The sequence below is a fragment of the Kribbella sp. NPDC004138 genome (genome assembly GCF_053603655.1).
This window is the reverse complement of the sequence record NZ_JBSGFZ010000053.1, coordinates 1-17903: the sequence shown is the minus strand read 5'-3', so window position 1 is coordinate 17903 and position 17903 is coordinate 1. Positions and strand designations below refer to the sequence as shown.

The following is a 17903-nucleotide window of genomic DNA, read 5'->3' as shown; positions in this document are numbered from 1 at the left end:
GCGCGGCCGACCGGTCCCGGTCCGTGGCTGGCCCGGCCTGTCTGCCGCCCGGCGCGACCCCTGGCCACTTGAGTGGTTAACCACCAGCGATGCCCCTTCCCCCACCCGCATGCGAGGGGTGAAGGGGCAAGCTGCGTGGTTAACCCCTCAAACGGACGAAAGATTCTCGGCCGGGGATGTCGAGGAACGCCGGTCGGCTCCGATCCCGGGGTGTGGCGCCTGAGGGGGCGTCCGGGAGTCAGGAGTTGACGATGACGGAATCTGTAGTGGCCCAGGGCGGGCTCGGCGAGCTGCGTGCGGCGGTCCTGGGCGAGGTGCTCGTGGATGGGGACGCGGGATACGCGGACGCCGGGCGCGTGGTGATGGCCCAGGGGCGGCCGCGGGTGATCGTGCGCTGCACCGGGGCGGGTGATGTGGTCGCGGCGCTGAAGTACGCCGAGACGAACGACCTGCCGATCGCGGTCCGCAGCGGCGGGCACCACGCGGCCGGGTTCGGCACCAACGACGGCGGTGTCGTGATCGACGTCCGGCCGATGGACGAGGTCCGGCTGCTACCGGACAACGTCGTACGGATCGGCACCGGCGGCACGTGGGGCAGGGTGGCCGAGCGGCTCGGCAAGGCCGGGCTGGCGATCTCGTCCGGCGACACGGCCGGCGTCGGGGTCGGCGGGCTGATGGCCGGCGGCGGCATCGGCTGGATGGTCCGCAAGCACGGGCTGGCGATCGACAACGTGGTCGCCGCGGAGGTGGTCACCGCCGACGGCTCGGTCCGCCGAGTGGACGCCGCGAGCGAACCGGAGCTGTTCTGGGGAGTGCGCGGCGCGGCGGGCAGCCTCGGCGTCGTCACCTCGTACGACATCACCGCCACACCGCAGCCCACGGTGCACTTCGGTGCGCTGCTGTACCCGTGGACGCAGGCGGCGCAGGTCCTCCAGGGCTGGGCGGACTGCATGACGACCGCGCCCGAGGACCTGACGGCCACGCTGCAGCTGGCGCCGACGATGATGGCCGACGGGCAGGTGCCGGTCGCGATCATGGTGTGCGTGGCCGGTGAGCCCGCCGCGCGCGACGCGATCCTGGAGCCGCTGCGCAACCTCGGCTCGTTGCTCACCGACAAGGTGGCCGAGGTGCCGTACGCCGACGTGTTCACCGCCATGGAGATGCCCACGGACTGGCGGCCCCGGATCCGCAACGGCTTCTTCGAGACGGTGCCGGCCGAGCTGGGGGAGCGGCTGCTCGAGGCCCGCGGGCGCATCCCGGGAATGGCGATCGAGATCCGGGCGCTGGGCGGCGCCTTCGCCGCGATGCCGGCGGACGCGACGGCGTTCGCGCACCGCGACGCCCGGTTCCTGGTGAACTCGGTCGTGGTCGGATCGCCCGAGCAGCAGGGCTCGCAGCCCGAGGAGTTCGACGCGCTGTGGACGACGCTGGAGCCTCAGGGCGCCTACCTGAACTTCCTGTCGAACCCGACGGACGCCGACCTCGACCTCTGCTACCCGCAGGACCACCGCGCCCGGCTCGCCGCGCTCAAGCAGTCGGTGGATCCGGGCCACGTGTTCCGCAGCGAACTGAGCGTCCCGCCGCGCCCCGAGTGGAGCGGCGGCCGCCGTCACCTGATGAGGTGGGCGATGCGGTCGCGCAGATAGTTCTGTTCGGCCGTGTTCCGGGTCCGCTCCAGCGCCGCGAGGTAGTTGGAGCGGGCCAGGTCCGGGCGGCCGGCGAGCTCGTGCAGATGGGCGAGGACGGACAGCCGGCGGTGGTGGTCGCCGAGGTACCGGTCGGCGGCCAGCTCTTCGACGATCGCGATGCCGGCGTCCGGGCCTTCGGTCATCGCGACCGCCACGGCTGACCCGAGCCGCACCATCGGGCTCGGGTCGACCTTCTCGAGGACGCGGTAGAGGCCGGCGATCTGTTCCCAGTCGGTCGTCTCGACCGAGTCGGCCTCGCTGTGCACCGCCGCGATCGCGGCCTCCAGCTGGTACGGGCCGACGGCGCCGGTGCGCAGCGTCTCCTCGACGAGCCGCGTGCCTTCGGCGATCTCGTCGGCGTACCACCGGGAGCGGTCCTGGCGGTCGGCCGGGACGAGGTCGCCGCCGGGCCCGGTCCGCGCGTCGCGGCGCGCATGCGTGAGGATCATCAGCGCCAGCAGGCCGGTTACCTCGCCTGTACCGCCGACGGCCTGCTGCAGCAGGCGTGTGATCCGGAGCGCTTCCTCGGCGAGATCCACGCGTTGCAACGAGTCGCCGGCGCTGGCCGTGTGGCCTTCGTTGAAGATCAGGTAGAGAACCTGCAGTACGGCGCGGAGCCGCTCGTCGTACTCGTCGGGGGTCGGGAGCTCGAAGCGGGCGCCCGCGATCGTCTTCTTGGCCCGGCTGATCCGCTGCGCCACCGTCGTCTCGCTGACCAGCAGTGCGGCTGCCACCTCGGCCGTCGTGAGACCGCCGACCGAGCGCAGCGTGAGCGCGATCTGCGAGGCCGGGGTCAGCGCCGGATGACAGCACAGCACGAGCAACCGCACGGTGTCGTCGGAGTCCTCGTGGTAGTCGTCCGGGTCAGGATCCGCGGCCCGGAGGAAGTCGTTGAGCTCGCGCTGTCTGCGCGCGTTGTCCCGTCGCCAGCCGTCCATCATCCGCCGGGTCGCGACGCTGATCAGCCAGCCGACGGGCTGCTCCGGTACGCCGTTCGCGCGCCATTGCACGAACGCTTCGAGCAGCCCCTCCTGCACCGCGTCCTCGCACTGGTCGAACACGCCGTACCGCCGGACCAGCGTCGCCAGCGCCCGCGGGGCCGCGGCGCGGATCGCCGCCTCCAGCTCGGGCGCCGACGTCCTCACAGCTGATCGAGCTCCACGAGGAAGTCGTCCTGGTCCATCCGGATCTCACGGAGCTCGACGCGCCGGAACTGCGCCAGCGGAATCATCGCCGCGAGCTCCAAAGCCCGGTCCTGCGAGGCGCAGTTCACCACCAATGCGCCGGCCAGGAACTCCTTCGTCTCCAGCAATGGGCGGTCCGAGATCACCGGCGTACCGGCGACCAGTTGAACGTCCTTGGTCTCGGCCGGCTCGTTGAGTGCGAGCACGGACACCAGTTCGCCGCTCTTCAGCAGCTCGCGCGTGAGCGTGGCGACCTGCTCCCGTCCACCGGCCAGCTCGGTCAACTGGTCTTCGGTCAGTCCCTCGAGTGCCTCGAGGTTGTTGTGAACCAGCAGTAGAAACTTCACCCCGCCATTGTCCCGGACGAGGTGTCAGGACCGAACCCAGACGGTCCAGCGCACGACGCGCAGGTACCCGAGGCGTTGGTAAACCGGCTGCCCGTCGTCGGACGCGATGAGGCAGGCGGGTTGATCGGCGTACCCCGTGGTCGCCGCCCACGTGACGGCCGCGCCCGCACCACGCCCGCGCGCGGCCGGCATCACCGCGACGTTCTCGACGACGGTGACCCCGGCGGCACTGTGCGCCGTCGCGGTCGCCAGCGGTACGTCGCCGTCGTACCCCACCCAGACCGCCGACCCGTCGAGGAACGACGGTGCGTAGATCGCTCCGGCCCGGAACGGCTGGAGTTCAGGCAGCGGGTATCCCTCGACGAGTATCCGCTCGGCGTCGGCCAGACCAGCTGCGTCCGTCACCCGCCGTACGTCGAGGTCGGTCGTCGGGGGAGCGGTCGTGGTCTGCGGCAGCCGGAGCATCAACGGCGGATGCCCAGCCAGGTCCAGGCCGGACGCGCGGAGGTCGCCGGTCGGCCAGGCGCTGACGAACAGGTACGGCGCCCCGCCGGGAAGCTCCCGGGCGGCCTCTGCGACGATCCCGGCCGGATCGACCGGCTGCTTCGGCACCACCCAGTTCGTCAGCGCGCTCCGGTCGCCGAGGATCGCGCCGGCCCAGGTGTCGCCGTCGTACCACGGTTTGCCGGCCCTCCGGGCGGCGTCGACGGCCCAGGACGCGTGCGCCAGCACGGCCTGCCGCATCAGTGAGTCGGCCGGTACGAGGCCCGGCTCCCAGCCGGTGGCGAGGGTTTCGCCGTCCGGCGGCAGGATCGAGGACGCCATGCGCACCAATGTCGCATCACGGACGTGGTTTGTCTCTCACTCGCCGGTGTAAGGGTTGAACGGTACTACGCCCTTACCCGATCATCGACGCCGTGAGGACGTACTGCTGTGCCTGATGTGTCGTTGCTGACGTTGGTGTTCCTGGTGATCGCGGCCTTCGCGGCCGGCTGGATCGACGCGGTGGTCGGGGGCGGCGGGCTGCTGCAGTTGCCCGCGATGCTGCTCGGGCTGCCGAACGCGTCCCCGGCGCAGATCCTGTCGACCAACAAGATCTCGTCGCTGTGCGGTACGACGACCAGCGCGGTCACGTTCGGCGTCAAGGTGCGCCCGGACCGGAGGACCGTGCTGCCGCTGGCGATCCTCGCCGGGCTCGGCGCTGCGGCCGGCGCGCTGGTGGCGACCAGGATCCCGATGTCGTGGTTCAAGCCGATCGTCCTGGTGCTGCTCGTGCTGGTCGCGATCTACACCGCGATGAAGCCGTCGCTCGGCGCCCGCACCGCGTTGCGGTTCGACGGCCGCGACCACTACCTCGCGGCCGGCGGTGTCGGCGTGCTGATCGGCTTCTACGACGGTGCGGTCGGACCGGGCACCGGCTCGTTCCTGATCTTCGCGCTGGTCGGCCTGCTCGGATACAACTTCCTGCAGGCCAGTGCGAAGGCGAAGATCGCCAACGTGGCCACGAACCTGGGCGCGATCGCCGTGTTCGCCCTGAGCGGCGCACCGCTGTGGAGGCTCGGTCTGATCATGGGGGCAGCCAACATGTGCGGCGGTCTGCTCGGCGCCCGGACCGCGGTCGCGCGCGGCAGCCGGTTCGTCCGGGTGGTCTTCCTGGTCGTCGTCTCGGCCCTGATCCTGCGCCTGGCCTACGACGTGTTCTTCGCCTGACCCGAGTGCCGGCTGAAGGTGGGGGCCCAGGGCGCGTCGTCGAGGCCGACCCGGCGGATGGCGTCCGCGGTCTGGGCGGCCAGGTCCTGGAGGGACGCGATCTCGTCCGGAGTGGCCCGGTAGCGGCGGGACCAGTACGCGCCGATGGCGGCGACCGGCGTCGGTGAGCCGACCGGGACCATCAGCAGGCTGCGGACGAACGTCGGCAGATAGGCCTCGATCGGGATCCTGCTGTCGACGGAGATGTCCGGGACCACCGCGGTCTCGTCGTGCAGCATCGCCCAGCCGCTGATACAGGAGGTGATCGGGAAGCGCTGTCCCTTCCACAGCGGCGCGATCGCGTCCTCGTCGGCGTAGAAGCAGCGGTCGGCATCGCGCAGGACGAAGGTCGCCCCCTGCGCGCTCGTGCGGCGGCGCGCCTCCTTGCGGACGATCTCACCGATCCCGTCGAGGCTCGCTGTCACCTCCAGCGCTGCCAATCCCTCCGCCATTCCGCCATTGTGCACCCGGCCGGCCCCAGCCGATGTCAAAACCGGCAATTGAGACCGCGTACCGGCCATCGGGACCCAGGCGCCACCTAGTGTCGCGCCATGGACACGGAAGTGCTGTTCGAGGGGAAGATGAATCTGAGCTTCGGCCAGATCTATCTGATGAGTGGGGACACGGACTGGCCGGACTTCGACGACTCGCGGCGGGGCCAGGCCAACGGCATCTGCGGCGCCGCCGAGCCTGGGCGGCTGCTGCTCGCGACCGGCCTGCACACTGGGTACGTAGCGCTGCGGATCGAGCACTCCGAGCAAGAACCTGCGCTGGACGACGCCTGGGAGGACATCGTCGAGGTGTCGTTCCTGCCCGCGGCGCCGGACATCCTGGTGCACGGGCTGGACGGCTCCACGTCCGCGGAGTTCCGCCTGCCGACCCGGAGTTACCGCGTGCGCTACAGCGCCATCGGGATGGACGAGGGCAATCAGGTCAACGTGGTCGGGGACGGCGAGCCCGTCGTGGATCGGTACCTACTGCAGTTCTGGCCGGCCGGCGCCGCGGCGGACGCGGTACGCAAGCAGACCAGCACTGTCGCGAAACAATGGCACCAGGACTGGCGCTAGGGTCGCCTCATGGTCGACTACAACGGTCGTTTGGGCAGCGTGTACGCCGCGGGCCGTGCGATGCCGCCGGCCGAGATTCGGCGCTGGACCGGGGCCTTCGCCCAGCACGTGCCGCAGGTGCGGCCGCTGGACGTCCTCGATCTCGGCAGTGGGGTCGGCCGGCTGACCCCGGGGCTGGCAGAGGAGTTCCAGGGGCACGTGTACGGCGTGGAGCCGTCGGACCGGATGCGCGAGGCGGCCGAGCAGGCGCCGCATCCGGGCGCGACCTACCTGAAGGGCAGCGCCGAGGACATTCCGTTGCCTGAGGCATCGGTCGACATGGTGTTGATGTTCTTGTCGTTCCATCACTTCACGGATCAGCTGCAGGGGCTGCGTGAGGTCCGTCGGGTGCTGCGGCCCGGGGGAGCGGCGTTGCTGCGCACCCAGTTCACGGACCTGATGCCGGACCTGTTCTGGTACGAGTACTTCCCGTCCGCGCGGGCGGTCGACGCCGCGATGTACAGGTCGCTGGCCGACACGAAGGCGCTCGCGGTCGAGGCCGGGCTGGTGCCGGCCGACGACGTCGTACGGCTCCAGGGCGAGACGCACAGGACGTTGCGGGAGCGCTACGAGCGGCTGAGTCTGCGGGCCCTGTCGACGTTCGAGCATCTGCCCGCGGACGAGGTCGACGCCGGATTCGCCAGGTTCGCCGAGGATGCGGAGCGGGACCCGGACCGCCAGATGCCACGCTACGACGCGACGATGCTCGTCCTCACCCGTCCCAGGTGACGAGCAGCGCCGACGGTTTGCGGAACACGAGACCCCGCGGCGCGGGTGAGTCCGGCGCCAGGCGAAGGCCGGGAAGGCGCAGTACGGCCTCGACCGCGGTCAGGGTTTCCAGGCGGGTGAGGTGCATGCCGAGGCAGATGTGCGGCCCGCTGGCGAAGGCCAGGTGGCGGCGCGCGTTCGGCCGGCGTACGTCGAACTCGTCGGGTGCCTCGAACATCTCAGGGTCACGGCCGGCTCCTGCCAGCGACACCGTGACCATGTCGCCGCGGCGGATCGTGGCGCCGGCGAGGTCGACGTCGCGGGTGGCGTAGCGGTCGACGACGGCGGCCGCGGGTTCCAGGCGCAGCGACTCCTCCATCGCGTTGGGGAGCAGCGACGGGTCCGCGAGGACCAGGTCGAGTTGGTCGCGGTGCGTGAGCAGATGCCACAGGGCGTTGGTGATCATGCCCTCGGTGGTCTCGATGCCGCCGAACATCAGCACCGCGGCGTTCGCGACCACCTCGTCGATGCCCAGCCCGGCGTGCGCCGCAGCGGCGAGCAGCGAGTCCGAGGAGTCGATGCCGGAGGCAACATGCTTGTGTAGCTCGGCGAACGCCGCAGCGCCGTCCGCGGTGGCCGGACGCCCGGCCGAGATCCCGGACACCGACGACGAGATCGCCGTGTACCAGTCGAGCACGGTCGACGCCGACGCCGGCGGCAGCCCGAGCGAGAGCGCCACCACCCCAACCGACAACGGCCCCGCAAGAGTCGTCCGAAGGTCGGCGCGCCGCCGCGCCCCGTCCTGGAGAGCCGTCATCAGCTCGTCGACCGCCTGCTGCACCGGCCCGGTGAAGCGACGGCGGGTTTCCGCCAACCCGAAGGGGGACTCGAACGGGTCGCGGTGGGACTTGTGGCGGCGGCCGTCCAGCGACAGCATCGACGGTCCTACGACCTGGGCGGTCGAGAACCGTGGGTCGTCGACCGTGAACGTCTCCGGGTCGCGCAGCACCTGCACCGCGAGCGACCGGCCGGTGACGAACCACGCGTTCATGGACTCGATCCACCCGATCGGCCGGATCCGCGCGAGCGCCGGATGCGGGTCGGTTTCGAGCTCTTCGACAGTCGCCACCCGGCTAGCCTAGGCGTAATACCATTGATGTAACTGGTATCGCTGAGACAGATCGATTTCAAACGACTCAGGAGCCCTCCGGGTTACGAATCCGGAACTCTCGCCCTCTAGGGTGTGGCCCATGTCAGTGTTGGATTCTTCCCCCGCCCCACCGCCCCGGTCAGGGAACCTGGTGCTCCTGCCTGCCGTCGATGTGGCGGACGGGCAGGCGGTCCGGCTGGTGCAGGGCGAGGCCGGCAGCGAGACGTCGTACGGCGATCCGCTGGCGGCGGCGATGGCGTGGCAGGAGGCCGGGGCGGAGTGGATCCACCTGGTCGACCTGGACGCGGCGTTCGGCCGCGGCAGCAACCGGGAGCTGCTCGCCGACGTGACCGGCAAGCTCGACGTACAGGTCGAGCTGTCCGGCGGCATCCGCGACGACGAGTCGCTCGAAGCCGCGCTCGCGACCGGTGCGCGCCGGGTGAACATCGGCACCGCCGCGCTCGAGGACCCGGAGTGGTGCGACCGGATCATCCAGCAGTACGGCGACCGGGTCGCGATCGGCCTGGACGTCCGCGGCCGCACCCTGGCAGCCCGCGGCTGGACCAAGGAGGGCGGCGACCTGTACGAGGTGCTTGCCCGGCTGGAAGCGGCCGGCTGCGAGCGCTACGTGGTCACCGACGTCACCAAGGACGGCATGCTCCAAGGCCCGAACCTTGACCTGTACCGCGACCTGTGCGCGCGCACCGACAAGCCGATCATCGCGTCCGGCGGCGTCTCCAGCCTCGACGATCTCGAGGCTCTCAGCACGCTGGTGAAGGACGGCGTCGAGGGCGTCATCGTCGGCAAGGCGCTGTACGCCGGCGCGTTCACCCTGACCGAGGCACTCGAGCTCACGCGTGGAGGCGACAAGTGAGTCTGGCCGACAAGCTCAAGGACAAGAAGGTCCTGGTCACCGGAGTCACCGGCTTCGTCGGTGAGGCGCTGCTGCACCGGATCATCGGCGAGCTCCCCGGCACCACGATCGCCGCGATCATCCGGCCGAAGGGCTCGATGACCGGCGGCGACCGGATGGCGCAGCTGCTCCGGAAGGACATCTTCAAGCCGTTCTACGGCGAGGGCACGCCGTACGCCGACGCCGAGGCGCTGTCCGCGGCCCGGATCCACGTGATCGACGGCGACCTGGCCGACGTGCCCGAGCTGCCCAAGGACCTCGACATCGTCGTGCACTGCGCCGGTGACGTGAGCTTCGACCCGCCGATCCACGAGGCGTTCACGACCAACGTGCTCGGCACCAAGAGCCTGCTGGAGCGGATCGTCGAGACCGGCCGCCCTGTGCACTACGTGCACATCTCGACGGCGTACACGGCCGGCCGTCGGCGCGGCGCGATCCCGGAGGCCCCGGTCGACCACTTCGTCGACTGGCGGACCGAGGCCGAGGCCGGGATGGCGATGAAGGCCCGGGTCGAGGAGCAGTCCCGGTCCGCGCCGATGCTGGCGAAGTTCCGCAAGGAGGCCGAGAAGCTGCACCGCCGCGCCGGTCACCTGACGGCCGCGGCCGACACCGAGCGCCGCCGGACCGAGTGGGTCGCGAAGCGGCTCGTCGAGACCGGCACCGAGCGCGCCCGCAGCCTCGGCTGGACCGACTGCTACACGTTCACCAAGGCGCTCGGCGAGCGCGTGGTGGAGGAGTTCGCGAGCACGCTGCCGACGTCGATCGTCCGGCCGGCCATCATCGAGTCCGCGGTGCAGAGCCCGCACCCGGGCTGGATCGAGGGCTTCAAGATGGCCGAGCCGCTGATCCTCGCCTACGGCCGCGGCGAGCTGCCCGAGTTCCCGGCCTCGCCGGACTCGGTGATCGAGATCATCCCGGTCGACCACGTGGTCGGCGCGATCTGCGCGGTGATGGCGACCGAGCCCGAGCTGAGCAAGCCGGAGTACTACCACATCGGCTCCGGCGCCCGGAACCCGCTGACCTTCGAGCAGCTGTACGCCGGCGTCCGGGAGTACTTCTCCAAGCACCCGTTCGACCTCGGCGAGCGCGGCGCGGTCCGGCTGCCGGTGTGGAAGTTCCCCGGCGGCGACTCGGTCGAGAGCATGCTGCGGTACGGCGAACGCGCGCACAAGATCGCCGACGCGGTCATCACCCGGGTGCCGCGCGGTGAGCGCACCCGCAAGTACGCCCGCGAGCTCGACGTCCAGAAGCGCCGCCTCGACTTCCTGCGCCGCTACATGGACCTGTACTCGGAGTACGCGCAGGCCGAGCTGCAGTTCATCGACGACAACGTGCTCGCGCTGCACAACGCGCTCGAAGGCGACGACAAGGAGAAGTTCGCCTGCGACACCGCGGTTGTCGACTGGCAGTACTACCTGCAGGAACTGCACTGCCCGAGCGTCACCGAGTCGATGCGCCGGCTGGACGTCGTCCGCAAGAAGCGGAACAAGGCGCTCGCCGAGTCCGCGGGCGTGCTGAAGAAGGTCGAGCCGAACCAGGAGTCCAAGGTCATCGCCGCGTTCGACATGGACGGCACGCTGCTGTCCTCGAACGTGATCGAGACCTACCTGTGGATGCGGCTGCCCGAGCTCGACGGCCCGCAGCGCGCCGGCGAGATCGGCGCGATGCTGCGCAAGCTGCCCAAGCTGATCGCCGCCGAGCGCAAGGACCGCGGCACGTTCCTGCGCACGATCTACCGCCGGTACGCCGGTGCGGATCTGGAGGAGCTGAACCAGATCGTCGACGAGATCCTCGCCGAGCACGTGCTCGAGCGGCTCAGCGGCGCCGCCGTCCGCCGGATCCGCGAGCACCGCGCCGCCGGGCACAAGACGATCCTGATCACCGGCGCCGTCCGGCCGCTGACCCGGCCGCTGGAGCCGTTGTTCGACGAGATCGTCGCCGCGGAGCTGGCCGTCGACGACCGCGGCCGCTGCACCGGCTTCCTGTCCGGCCCGCCGCTGGTCGGTGAGTCCCGCGCCGCGTGGATCAAGCACCACGCGCGGCAGACCAACATCGACCTGTCCAAGTCGTACGCCTACGCCGACAGCCACTCGGACCTGCCGATGCTGTCGGTGGTCGGCAACCCGGTCGCCGTGTCGCCGGACGTGTCGCTGTTCCGGGCCGCCCGGGCCGCGCGCTGGCAGATCGTCGACTGGAAGACCTCGCCCACGTCGTCCCGTCTGGAGCTCCCTGGGGTGAACGCCCGATGATGCTGGCTCTCGAGATGTACCGGTCGCCGGCGAAGTACCTGGCGGCCAAGGCGGTCGGCGGCCGGATCCCCGGCATCCTGACCGGACCGGCCGCGCCGCTGCGCCTCGTCACCATCGACGAGCCGAAGGCCGAGCGGGCGGGCTGGGCGCGGATCCGCCCGATCCTGTCCGGGATCTGCGGCTCGGACCTCGGCATGGTCACCGGCGCCACCAAGCTGTACTTCTCCGCGGTCGTGTCGATGCCGTTCGTCCCCGGTCATGAGGTGGTCGGCGAGCTGCTCGACGACTGCGAGGACCTGCCGAAGGGCACGCGCGTCGTGATGGACAGCGTCCTCACCTGCGCGGCGCGCGGCGTCGAGCCGTGCGAGGGCTGCGTGTCCGGCAACACCAACCGGTGCGACCGGATCACGGTCGGCCACGTGGCGCCGGGCCTGCAGACCGGGTTCTGCCGCGACACCGGCGGTGGCTGGGGCAACGTGATGGTCGCGCACCGCAGCCAGCTGTACGCCGTACCGGACGAGATGTCCGACGAGCGCGCCGTCCTGGTCGAGCCGCTGGCGGGCGCGGTGCACGCCGCACTGCGCGCCAAGGTCCAGCCGGGCCAGTCGGTGCTGGTCAGCGGCGCCGGCGCGGTCGGGCTGTTCGCGACGCTCGCCCTGCGCGAGCTGACCCAGGCCGGACGGATCACCGTCGTCGCCAAGCACGCGCGGCAGCGGGAGCTGGCGCGTGCGTTCGGCGCCAGCGACGTCGTGGCGCCGGACGAGGTGTTCCGCGGCGTACGGCGCTCGACCGGCGCGTTCCGGCTGAAGCAGGACTTCAGCGGCGGCGAGTTCCTGCTCGGCGGTGTCGACGTCGCCGTCGACGCGGTCGGCAGCAAGGCCTCGATCGACACCGTCCTGCGGGTCACCAAGGCCGGCGGCCGGGTCGTGCTGTCCGGGATGCCGGACAGCGGCGCCGACCTGTCGCCGGTGTGGTTCCGCGAGCTCGAGGTCACCGGCACCTACGCCTCCGCGCGGGAGGAACCGAACGGCCGCCCGGCGTTCGAGACCGCGCTGGACCTGGCCGGTCGCGCCCCGCTGGACGGGATCGTCGGGGCCCGCTATCCGCTCTACCGCTGGCGTGAGGCGCTGGACCACGCGCACTCCGCCGGCCGACTGGGAACAGTCAAGGTCGCATTCGATGTGAGGGCCTCATGAGGGCGCTGAACGTACGACGAGAGAGGTTCTGACATGTCTCGGCCAGGTTTCGTGCTTGAGGTGGACGACCGCACGCCGCCACTGCTCGTGCACAACGGTGAGGGCTTCCTGCTGGAGCGCTTCCCGCAGGGCACCCGGGTGGTGTACCCGCCGGAGGCCCTGCCCGCGGTCCGCGACGTCGACGAAGCGATCCAGAACGCGCTGCTGAACCCGATCGCGTCCGAGCCGCTGCCGGAGCTGCTGCGTCCGGGCATGCGGCTGACGATCGCGTTCGACGACATCTCGCTGCCGCTGCCCCCGATGAAGAAGCCGGACATCCGGCAACGGGTCATCGAGGCCGTGCTGGAGCTCGCCGCGCAGGCCGGTGTCGACGACGTCGAGCTGATCTCGGCGAACGCGCTGCACCGCCGGCTGACGCCGAACGAGCTGCGCGAGATCGTCGGCGAGCGGGTGTTCCGCTCGTTCTTCCCCGACGGCAAGCTGTACAACTTCGACGCCGAGGACCGCGACAACCTCACCCACCTGGGGCAGACCCGGCACGGCGAGGACGTGGAGATCTCCAAGCGGGCGGCCGAGTCCGACCTGCTCGTCTACGTGAACGTGAACCTGGTGGCGATGGACGGCGGGCACAAGTCCACGTCGATCGGCCTGGCGTCGTACAAGTCGCTGAAGCACCACCACAACAGCCGCACGATGATCCACTCGCGGTCGTTCATGGACCACAAGGCGTCGAAGATGCACCACTCCGCCTGGCGGATGGGTGAGATCCTGACGCAGCACGTCAAGGTGTTCCAGATCGAGACCACGCTGAACAACGACATCTTCGGCGGCCCGCTGGAATTCCTGCAGAAGCGCGAGTGGGAGTGGTCGATCAAGGACCAGGCCTCGATGCTCGGCACCAAGCGCGCGCTCGCGGCCGCGCCGTCGAAGCTCCGGCACAAGATCTTCACCGACGTCCGCTCGAACTACGGCCTCACCGGGATCAACGCCGGCGCGATCGAGCCGGTGCACGAGAAGACCATCGAGGCCGTGCACCGCCAGCACCTGGTCGAGGTGCAGGGCCAGTCCGACGTCGCGATCATGGGCGTGCCGTTCGTCGGCCCGTACAACGTGAACTCGGTGATGAACCCGATCCTGGCCGCCTGCATGGGCCTCGGGTACTACTTCAACTCATACCGCGGCAACCCGGTCGTCCGCAAGGACGGCGCGGTCATCCTGTACCACCCGGTCGACTACGAGTTCAGCCAGTTGCACCACCCGTCGTACGTCGACTTCTTCGAGGAAGTGCTTGCCGAGAGCACCGACCCGGCGACGATCGAGGCGAAGTTCGAGAAGCAGTACGCCGAGGACCCGTGGTACATCCACCTGTACCGGACGTCGTACGCGTACCACGGCGTGCACCCGTTCTACATGTGGTACTGGATCTCGCACGCCCTGGACCACTGCGGCGACATCGTCTGGGTCGGCGCGAACCGCAAGACCGTCGAGCGGATGGGCTTCCGGTCCGCGTCGACGCTGCAGGACGCGCTCGAGATGGTCAGCCACTCGGTCGGCCGGTCGCCGTCGATCACGTACCTGCACAACCCGCCGCACCTGCTCGCGGACGTGCGCTGATGGGTACCAGCCTGGTGAAGTTCAGCCGGGACACCGCGCGGGACGTGAAGCAGGTCGCGCGCGGATGGCGGTGGGGCCGGCGGCCGCAGGTGCCGCGCTCGGCCGAGCCGTACGTGATCCCCAAGGAGACCTCGGTCTTCCCGACCAAGTGGGCCCGGACGCGGACCGCGATCGCGGTCCGCGACCTGATCCAGAAGGGCCCGCTGAACGCGGTCCTGAACTTCGAGGTCAGCCCGCAGGTGAGCGGCCTCGACTCGCTGCTCAAGCTCGACGGCCCGGCGATCATCGTCGCGAACCACTCCTCGCACCTCGACACCCCGTTGCTGCTGCTGTCGCTGCCCGACGCGATGCGCCGCCGGACGGCGTTCGCGGCCGCCGCCGACTACTTCTTCGACACCTGGTGGCGGGCCGCCGGGTCGGCGATCGTGTTCAACACGTTCCCGATCGAGCGCCGTGGCGGCAAGATGAGCGCCACGCCCGGCGACCTGCTCGCCGACGGCTGGAACGTCGTCGTGTTCCCGGAGGGCACCCGCTCGCCGGACGGCTGGGTGCAGCGGTTCCGGATGGGCGCGGCGTACCTGGCTGTGGAGCACGACGTACCGATCATCCCGGTCGGCATCAAGGGCTCGTTCGCCGCGATGCCGCGCGGCCGCGGCTGGCCGGTCCCCGGCCGCCCGGCGGTCCACGTCCGGTACGGCGACCCGCTGCGTCCGCTCGAGGGCGAGAGCGCCCGCGACTTCGCGCCCCGGATCGCCGCCGCGGTGTCGGCCCTCCTCGACGAGGAATCGACCACCTGGTACGAGTCCCGCCGCCGCGCCGCCATCGGCGCCTCCCCGTCGCAGACGGGCCCTGACGCCGCGCACTGGCGCCGCGTCTGGGAGTCCACCCGGCCGATGAGGTCGACCGACAACCGCCGGCGCGCCTGGAAGTGACGACTGTCGAGGTCCGGCCGCGCTTCGGCGCGGCCGGACGACCGTTCTGGATCCTCGCGGCCTGCTACCTGGTCCTGCCGGCCGTGCTGTGCGCGTCGCTCGCGACCTGGGCGTTGAGCTGGGCGGCTGCCGTTGTTCTGTTCGTCGTCCTGGTCTGCGTGCTGACCTTGCTGTTCTGGTTCGCCATTCGCGGCGCCCGGATCTGGGTCGGCCCGGACGCGGTCGCCTACCGATCCACCGCGTGGGCGCCGCCCAAGGTGCTGCCGCGCGCCCAGGTGGTCCGGGTGCTGTGGATCGGCCGCGTCAAACGCTCCCTGCCGATCGGGCTGCTGGCGATCCTCGCGGCCGACGGCTCCCGTATCGGCGTGAGCCGCTGGCTCTGGACCGACGCGGATCTGCACACCGTGACGGCCGCGATCGGTCTCCCGGTGGACCACCGCCCGGTCGTGGGCGGCCTGGAGCTGGTGCGTGAGATCGGCGTCGATCCGGCGTACAAGCGCAATCCCTTGCACTTCCTGACGCTGCTGGCAGCCGCCGGCGTCGGCGTACTGATCGCCTGGCCGATCGTCCGCACCCTGCTGCTCTGAGACAGCTTCACCTGACCGAGACATGCGGCTCGGTACGCTTGGCCGCGTGAGTCTTGCTGTGCGGGTCATTCCCTGTCTCGACGTCGACGCCGGCCGGGTGGTCAAGGGCGTCAACTTCGCCGATCTGCGCGACGCCGGGGATCCGGTCGAGATGGCGCAGGTGTACGACGCGGAGGGCGCCGACGAGCTCACCTTCCTCGACATCACCGCGTCGTCGGGATCGCGCGAGACGACGTACGACGTGGTCCGGCGCACTGCCGAGCAGGTGTTCATCCCGCTGACCGTCGGCGGCGGCGTGCGCGAGGCGACCGACGTGGACCGGCTGCTGCGGGCCGGCGCGGACAAGGTCGGCATCAACACCGGCGCGATCGCGCGACCCGACGTGATCCGCGAGATCGCACACCGCTTCGGCAACCAGGTCCTCGTCCTGTCCCTCGACGTACGGCGCTCCGCCGACCAGCCGAGCGGCTTCGAGGTCACCACGCACGGCGGCCGGAAGTCGGCCGGCCTGGACGCGATCGAGTGGGCGCAGCGCGGCTGCGAACTGGGCGCCGGCGAGATCCTGCTCAACTCCATGGACGCCGACGGCACGAAACAGGGCTTCGACCTGGAGCTGATCAAGGCAGTCCGCGCGGTCGTCGACGTCCCACTGATCGCCAGCGGCGGAGCCGGCGCCCCGGACCACTTCCCCCCAGCAGTCCAGGCCGGCGCCGACGCCGTCCTCGCCGCCAGCGTCTTCCACTTCGGCGACTTCCGCATCGCCGACGTCAAGTTGGCCCTCCGCGACGCCGGAATCGTGGTCCGCTGACCATGCAAACCAACCACCCAAACCCCCACCAAACACCAGCCAAGCAGACACCGCCCGAGCAGACACCGCCCGAGCAGGCGCCGGCCGGGCAGGTGTCCGGCAAGAACGCGTTGGGCGGGCCGGCGCCGGACGAGAACGCGTCTGGGGTACAGGTGGCGAGCGCGAAGGTACTGGGCAAGAAGGCGGCTGATGAGCAGATGCCAGGGGAGGAGGAGGTGGAAGGGGAGCGGTCGGAGGTGTTGGTTGCTGCGATCGAGCTGGAGTTGTCCGCGTTGTTCCGCCGGTCGCGCTCCGCGTCGCTCCGGCTGGCGCGCCGCGTGCACCCCGAGATGGACGCCGCCGGGTACGCCCTGATCTCGCAGATCGAGCTCGGCACCGGCAGCGGAGCCGGCGTCCGCGCGTCCGACGTCGCGCAGGTCCTCGGTCTCGACAAATCGACGGTCAGCCGCGGCATCACCCAACTCGAGAGCCTCGGCCTGATCGAACGCGTCGGCGACCCGGACGACGGCCGCGCCCGCCTGCTCCGCCTCACCGCCACCGGCGCCGAACGCTACGAAGCCATGCGCACCCAACGCCAAACCGAGTTCCGCGCCATCCTCGACCGCTGGAACCCCACCGACCTAGCCGACCTCGGCCGCCTCCTAACCCGCCTCAACACCGACCTCGGCTAACCACCCCTCGCGCGCACCCCGCGCGCGTAGTTGCGCCCGGCGCAGACGGACAGCTCGACAGGTAGTGCACCGCGAGACGCTGTACGCGCGGGCCCCAATCACGCTCAGGTGCACTACCCGGCCGGCGGACACCTCCTGTCGAGCTGTACCCCGCACATGGCCCGGACTCGCCAGCAGCCTGAGCCTGCTTGCGGGCCCGCGCAGACGGGCGAGCTGGGGAGGATTGCCAGCCGATTCGGGGGTGAAATCCTCCCCGGCCTGGCGGTGGCGTAGCCAGCGTTGAGCGCATGGGGGTGGGCCAGCGTCACTGGGTGCGATCGCGTTGTCCACAGGGTGTGCATATGGTTGTGGAAACCAACCAATCGGGTATATAGTTGGGTTATGCAACTAGCTCAGCAACCCCTTGTCCCGGGGGTAGAGCGGGATGCGGCGGCTCAGGAACTGCTCGAAGGGGTCAGTTCTCTGGTGCGGGCCGTGCGATGTATCGAGCATCGGCACCTGGCGAACGACGGCGGTCTGCGCCGGTCGGACGCGAGTGTGCTCAAGGTGCTGATGAAGGACGGTGAGCAGCGCGGCGGGGAGATCGCAGGGAAGCTCGGTGTCGACGCGTCGGTGGTGAGCCGGCAACTGACCGCGCTGGAGGCCGACGGACTGGTGAGCCGTCGGCCGGATCCCGCCGATGCGCGGGTCGGGCTGGTCAGCCTGTCGCCCCACGGCAAGGCCCAGCTCGAAGCGCTCTACTCCTCCTACACCCGGCAACTGAGAACCGCCTTGGCGGACCTCGACGACGACGCGCTGGTCGCGGCCGCTGCCACCATGCAGCGGGTCGCGGTCGCGATCACCGAGGCTCAGAGGTCACGTGGATAGGTGGTGCCTGCTGCGCGCCGCCCCGCGGGCACTGGGCGGCGTTGTCGTCGGTCGAAGGGACTCCGTCCCATCTCCCTCCTCCGCCTTGCCCAGCACTCCGCGGGACGACGCTCGCGACGGCACCACCTGTCCAC

General features: G+C 70.5%; 18 protein-coding genes. 13 read left to right on the top strand and 5 right to left on the bottom strand.

Annotation, left to right across the window (positions count from 1 at the left end):
* Positions 1-251 precede the first annotated feature (251 nt).
* The gene (locus ACWEOO_RS41580; protein WP_452147763.1) at positions 252-1646 is read left to right on the top strand and encodes an FAD-binding oxidoreductase; all 1395 of its coding nucleotides are present in this window, start codon (positions 252-254) and stop codon (positions 1644-1646) included.
* On the opposite strand, the gene ACWEOO_RS41575 is transcribed toward ACWEOO_RS41580, so the two are convergent.
* Genes ACWEOO_RS41575 through ACWEOO_RS41565 form a run of 3 tightly spaced genes read right to left on the bottom strand, consistent with a single transcriptional unit; the run spans position 1610 to position 4044 of the window.
* A complete protein-coding gene (locus ACWEOO_RS41575; RefSeq protein WP_452147762.1) occupies positions 1610-2833 on the bottom strand; it encodes an RNA polymerase sigma factor in 1224 nt (407 codons plus the stop codon). The two genes, ACWEOO_RS41580 and ACWEOO_RS41575, sit on opposite strands and share 37 nt — an antisense overlap.
* Positions 2830-3219 carry a YciI family protein gene (locus ACWEOO_RS41570; protein WP_452147761.1) on the bottom strand — a complete coding sequence of 130 codons (390 nt, stop codon included), beginning with the start codon at positions 3217-3219 and terminating at the stop codon, positions 2830-2832. The genes ACWEOO_RS41575 and ACWEOO_RS41570 overlap by 4 nt, the downstream gene beginning before the upstream one ends.
* Before the next feature lie 24 nt (positions 3220-3243).
* Positions 3244-4044 (bottom strand): GNAT family N-acetyltransferase, encoded by an 801-nt coding sequence (locus tag ACWEOO_RS41565; protein ID WP_452147760.1) that lies wholly within the window; start codon positions 4042-4044, stop codon positions 3244-3246.
* 108 nt (positions 4045-4152) lie between these two features.
* Between ACWEOO_RS41565 and ACWEOO_RS41560 the strand changes: the two genes are divergently transcribed.
* A complete protein-coding gene (locus ACWEOO_RS41560) occupies positions 4153-4929 on the top strand; it encodes a sulfite exporter TauE/SafE family protein (protein WP_359933689.1) in 777 nt (258 codons plus the stop codon).
* Here the strand turns inward: ACWEOO_RS41560 and ACWEOO_RS41555 are convergent.
* The gene (locus ACWEOO_RS41555) at positions 4908-5420 is read right to left on the bottom strand and encodes a GAF domain-containing protein (protein ID WP_452147759.1); all 513 of its coding nucleotides are present in this window, start codon (positions 5418-5420) and stop codon (positions 4908-4910) included. The genes ACWEOO_RS41560 and ACWEOO_RS41555 overlap by 22 nt on opposite strands.
* Before the next feature lie 99 nt (positions 5421-5519).
* Here ACWEOO_RS41555 and ACWEOO_RS41550 point away from each other — a divergent pair, with 99 nt between their 5' ends.
* Both ACWEOO_RS41550 and ACWEOO_RS41545 read left to right on the top strand, forming a co-directional pair.
* The gene (locus tag ACWEOO_RS41550; RefSeq protein WP_359933693.1) at positions 5520-6035 is read left to right on the top strand and encodes a hypothetical protein; all 516 of its coding nucleotides are present in this window, start codon (positions 5520-5522) and stop codon (positions 6033-6035) included.
* Between the two features lie 9 nt (positions 6036-6044).
* Entirely contained in the window at positions 6045-6803 is a 759-nt protein-coding gene (locus tag ACWEOO_RS41545) for a class I SAM-dependent methyltransferase (RefSeq protein WP_452147758.1), read from the top strand.
* Here the strand turns inward: ACWEOO_RS41545 and ACWEOO_RS41540 are convergent.
* Positions 6787-7911: a cytochrome P450 gene (locus tag ACWEOO_RS41540; protein WP_452147757.1), complete on the bottom strand. Its 1125-nt coding sequence runs from the start codon at positions 7909-7911 to the stop codon at positions 6787-6789. The genes ACWEOO_RS41545 and ACWEOO_RS41540 overlap by 17 nt on opposite strands.
* A gap of 121 nt (positions 7912-8032) precedes the next feature.
* Here ACWEOO_RS41540 and priA point away from each other — a divergent pair, with 121 nt between their 5' ends.
* From priA to ACWEOO_RS41495, 9 genes are all read left to right on the top strand, one after another.
* Positions 8033-8806 carry a bifunctional 1-(5-phosphoribosyl)-5-((5-phosphoribosylamino)methylideneamino)imidazole-4-carboxamide isomerase/phosphoribosylanthranilate isomerase PriA gene (gene priA, locus ACWEOO_RS41535; RefSeq protein WP_452147756.1) on the top strand — a complete coding sequence of 258 codons (774 nt, stop codon included), beginning with the start codon at positions 8033-8035 and terminating at the stop codon, positions 8804-8806.
* Positions 8803-11094 carry an HAD-IB family hydrolase gene (locus ACWEOO_RS41530; RefSeq protein ID WP_452147755.1) on the top strand — a complete coding sequence of 764 codons (2292 nt, stop codon included), beginning with the start codon at positions 8803-8805 and terminating at the stop codon, positions 11092-11094. The genes priA and ACWEOO_RS41530 overlap by 4 nt, the downstream gene beginning before the upstream one ends.
* Complete coding sequence (locus tag ACWEOO_RS41525) at positions 11094-12290, top strand: zinc-dependent alcohol dehydrogenase (protein WP_452147764.1); 1197 nt, start codon at positions 11094-11096, stop codon at positions 12288-12290. The genes ACWEOO_RS41530 and ACWEOO_RS41525 overlap by 1 nt, the downstream gene beginning before the upstream one ends.
* Positions 12291-12323: 33 nt before the next feature.
* Entirely contained in the window at positions 12324-13904 is a 1581-nt protein-coding gene (locus ACWEOO_RS41520) for a lactate racemase domain-containing protein (RefSeq protein ID WP_452147754.1), read from the top strand.
* Complete coding sequence (locus tag ACWEOO_RS41515) at positions 13904-14836, top strand: lysophospholipid acyltransferase family protein (protein ID WP_359933705.1); 933 nt, start codon at positions 13904-13906, stop codon at positions 14834-14836. Before ACWEOO_RS41520 ends, ACWEOO_RS41515 begins: the two co-directional genes overlap by 1 nt.
* Entirely contained in the window at positions 14833-15423 is a 591-nt protein-coding gene (locus tag ACWEOO_RS41510) for a hypothetical protein (protein ID WP_452147753.1), read from the top strand. Before ACWEOO_RS41515 ends, ACWEOO_RS41510 begins: the two co-directional genes overlap by 4 nt.
* Positions 15424-15469: 46 nt before the next feature.
* A complete protein-coding gene (gene hisF, locus ACWEOO_RS41505; protein WP_452147752.1) occupies positions 15470-16231 on the top strand; it encodes an imidazole glycerol phosphate synthase subunit HisF in 762 nt (253 codons plus the stop codon).
* 2 nt (positions 16232-16233) lie between these two features.
* Positions 16234-16902, top strand: coding sequence for a MarR family winged helix-turn-helix transcriptional regulator (locus tag ACWEOO_RS41500; protein ID WP_452147751.1), 669 nt, complete (start codon positions 16234-16236; stop codon positions 16900-16902).
* Between the two features lie 474 nt (positions 16903-17376).
* On the top strand, positions 17377-17769 hold the full coding sequence (locus ACWEOO_RS41495) for a MarR family winged helix-turn-helix transcriptional regulator (RefSeq protein WP_452147750.1): 393 nt from the start codon (positions 17377-17379) through the stop codon (positions 17767-17769).
* The last annotated feature ends 134 nt before the right edge of the window (positions 17770-17903 follow it).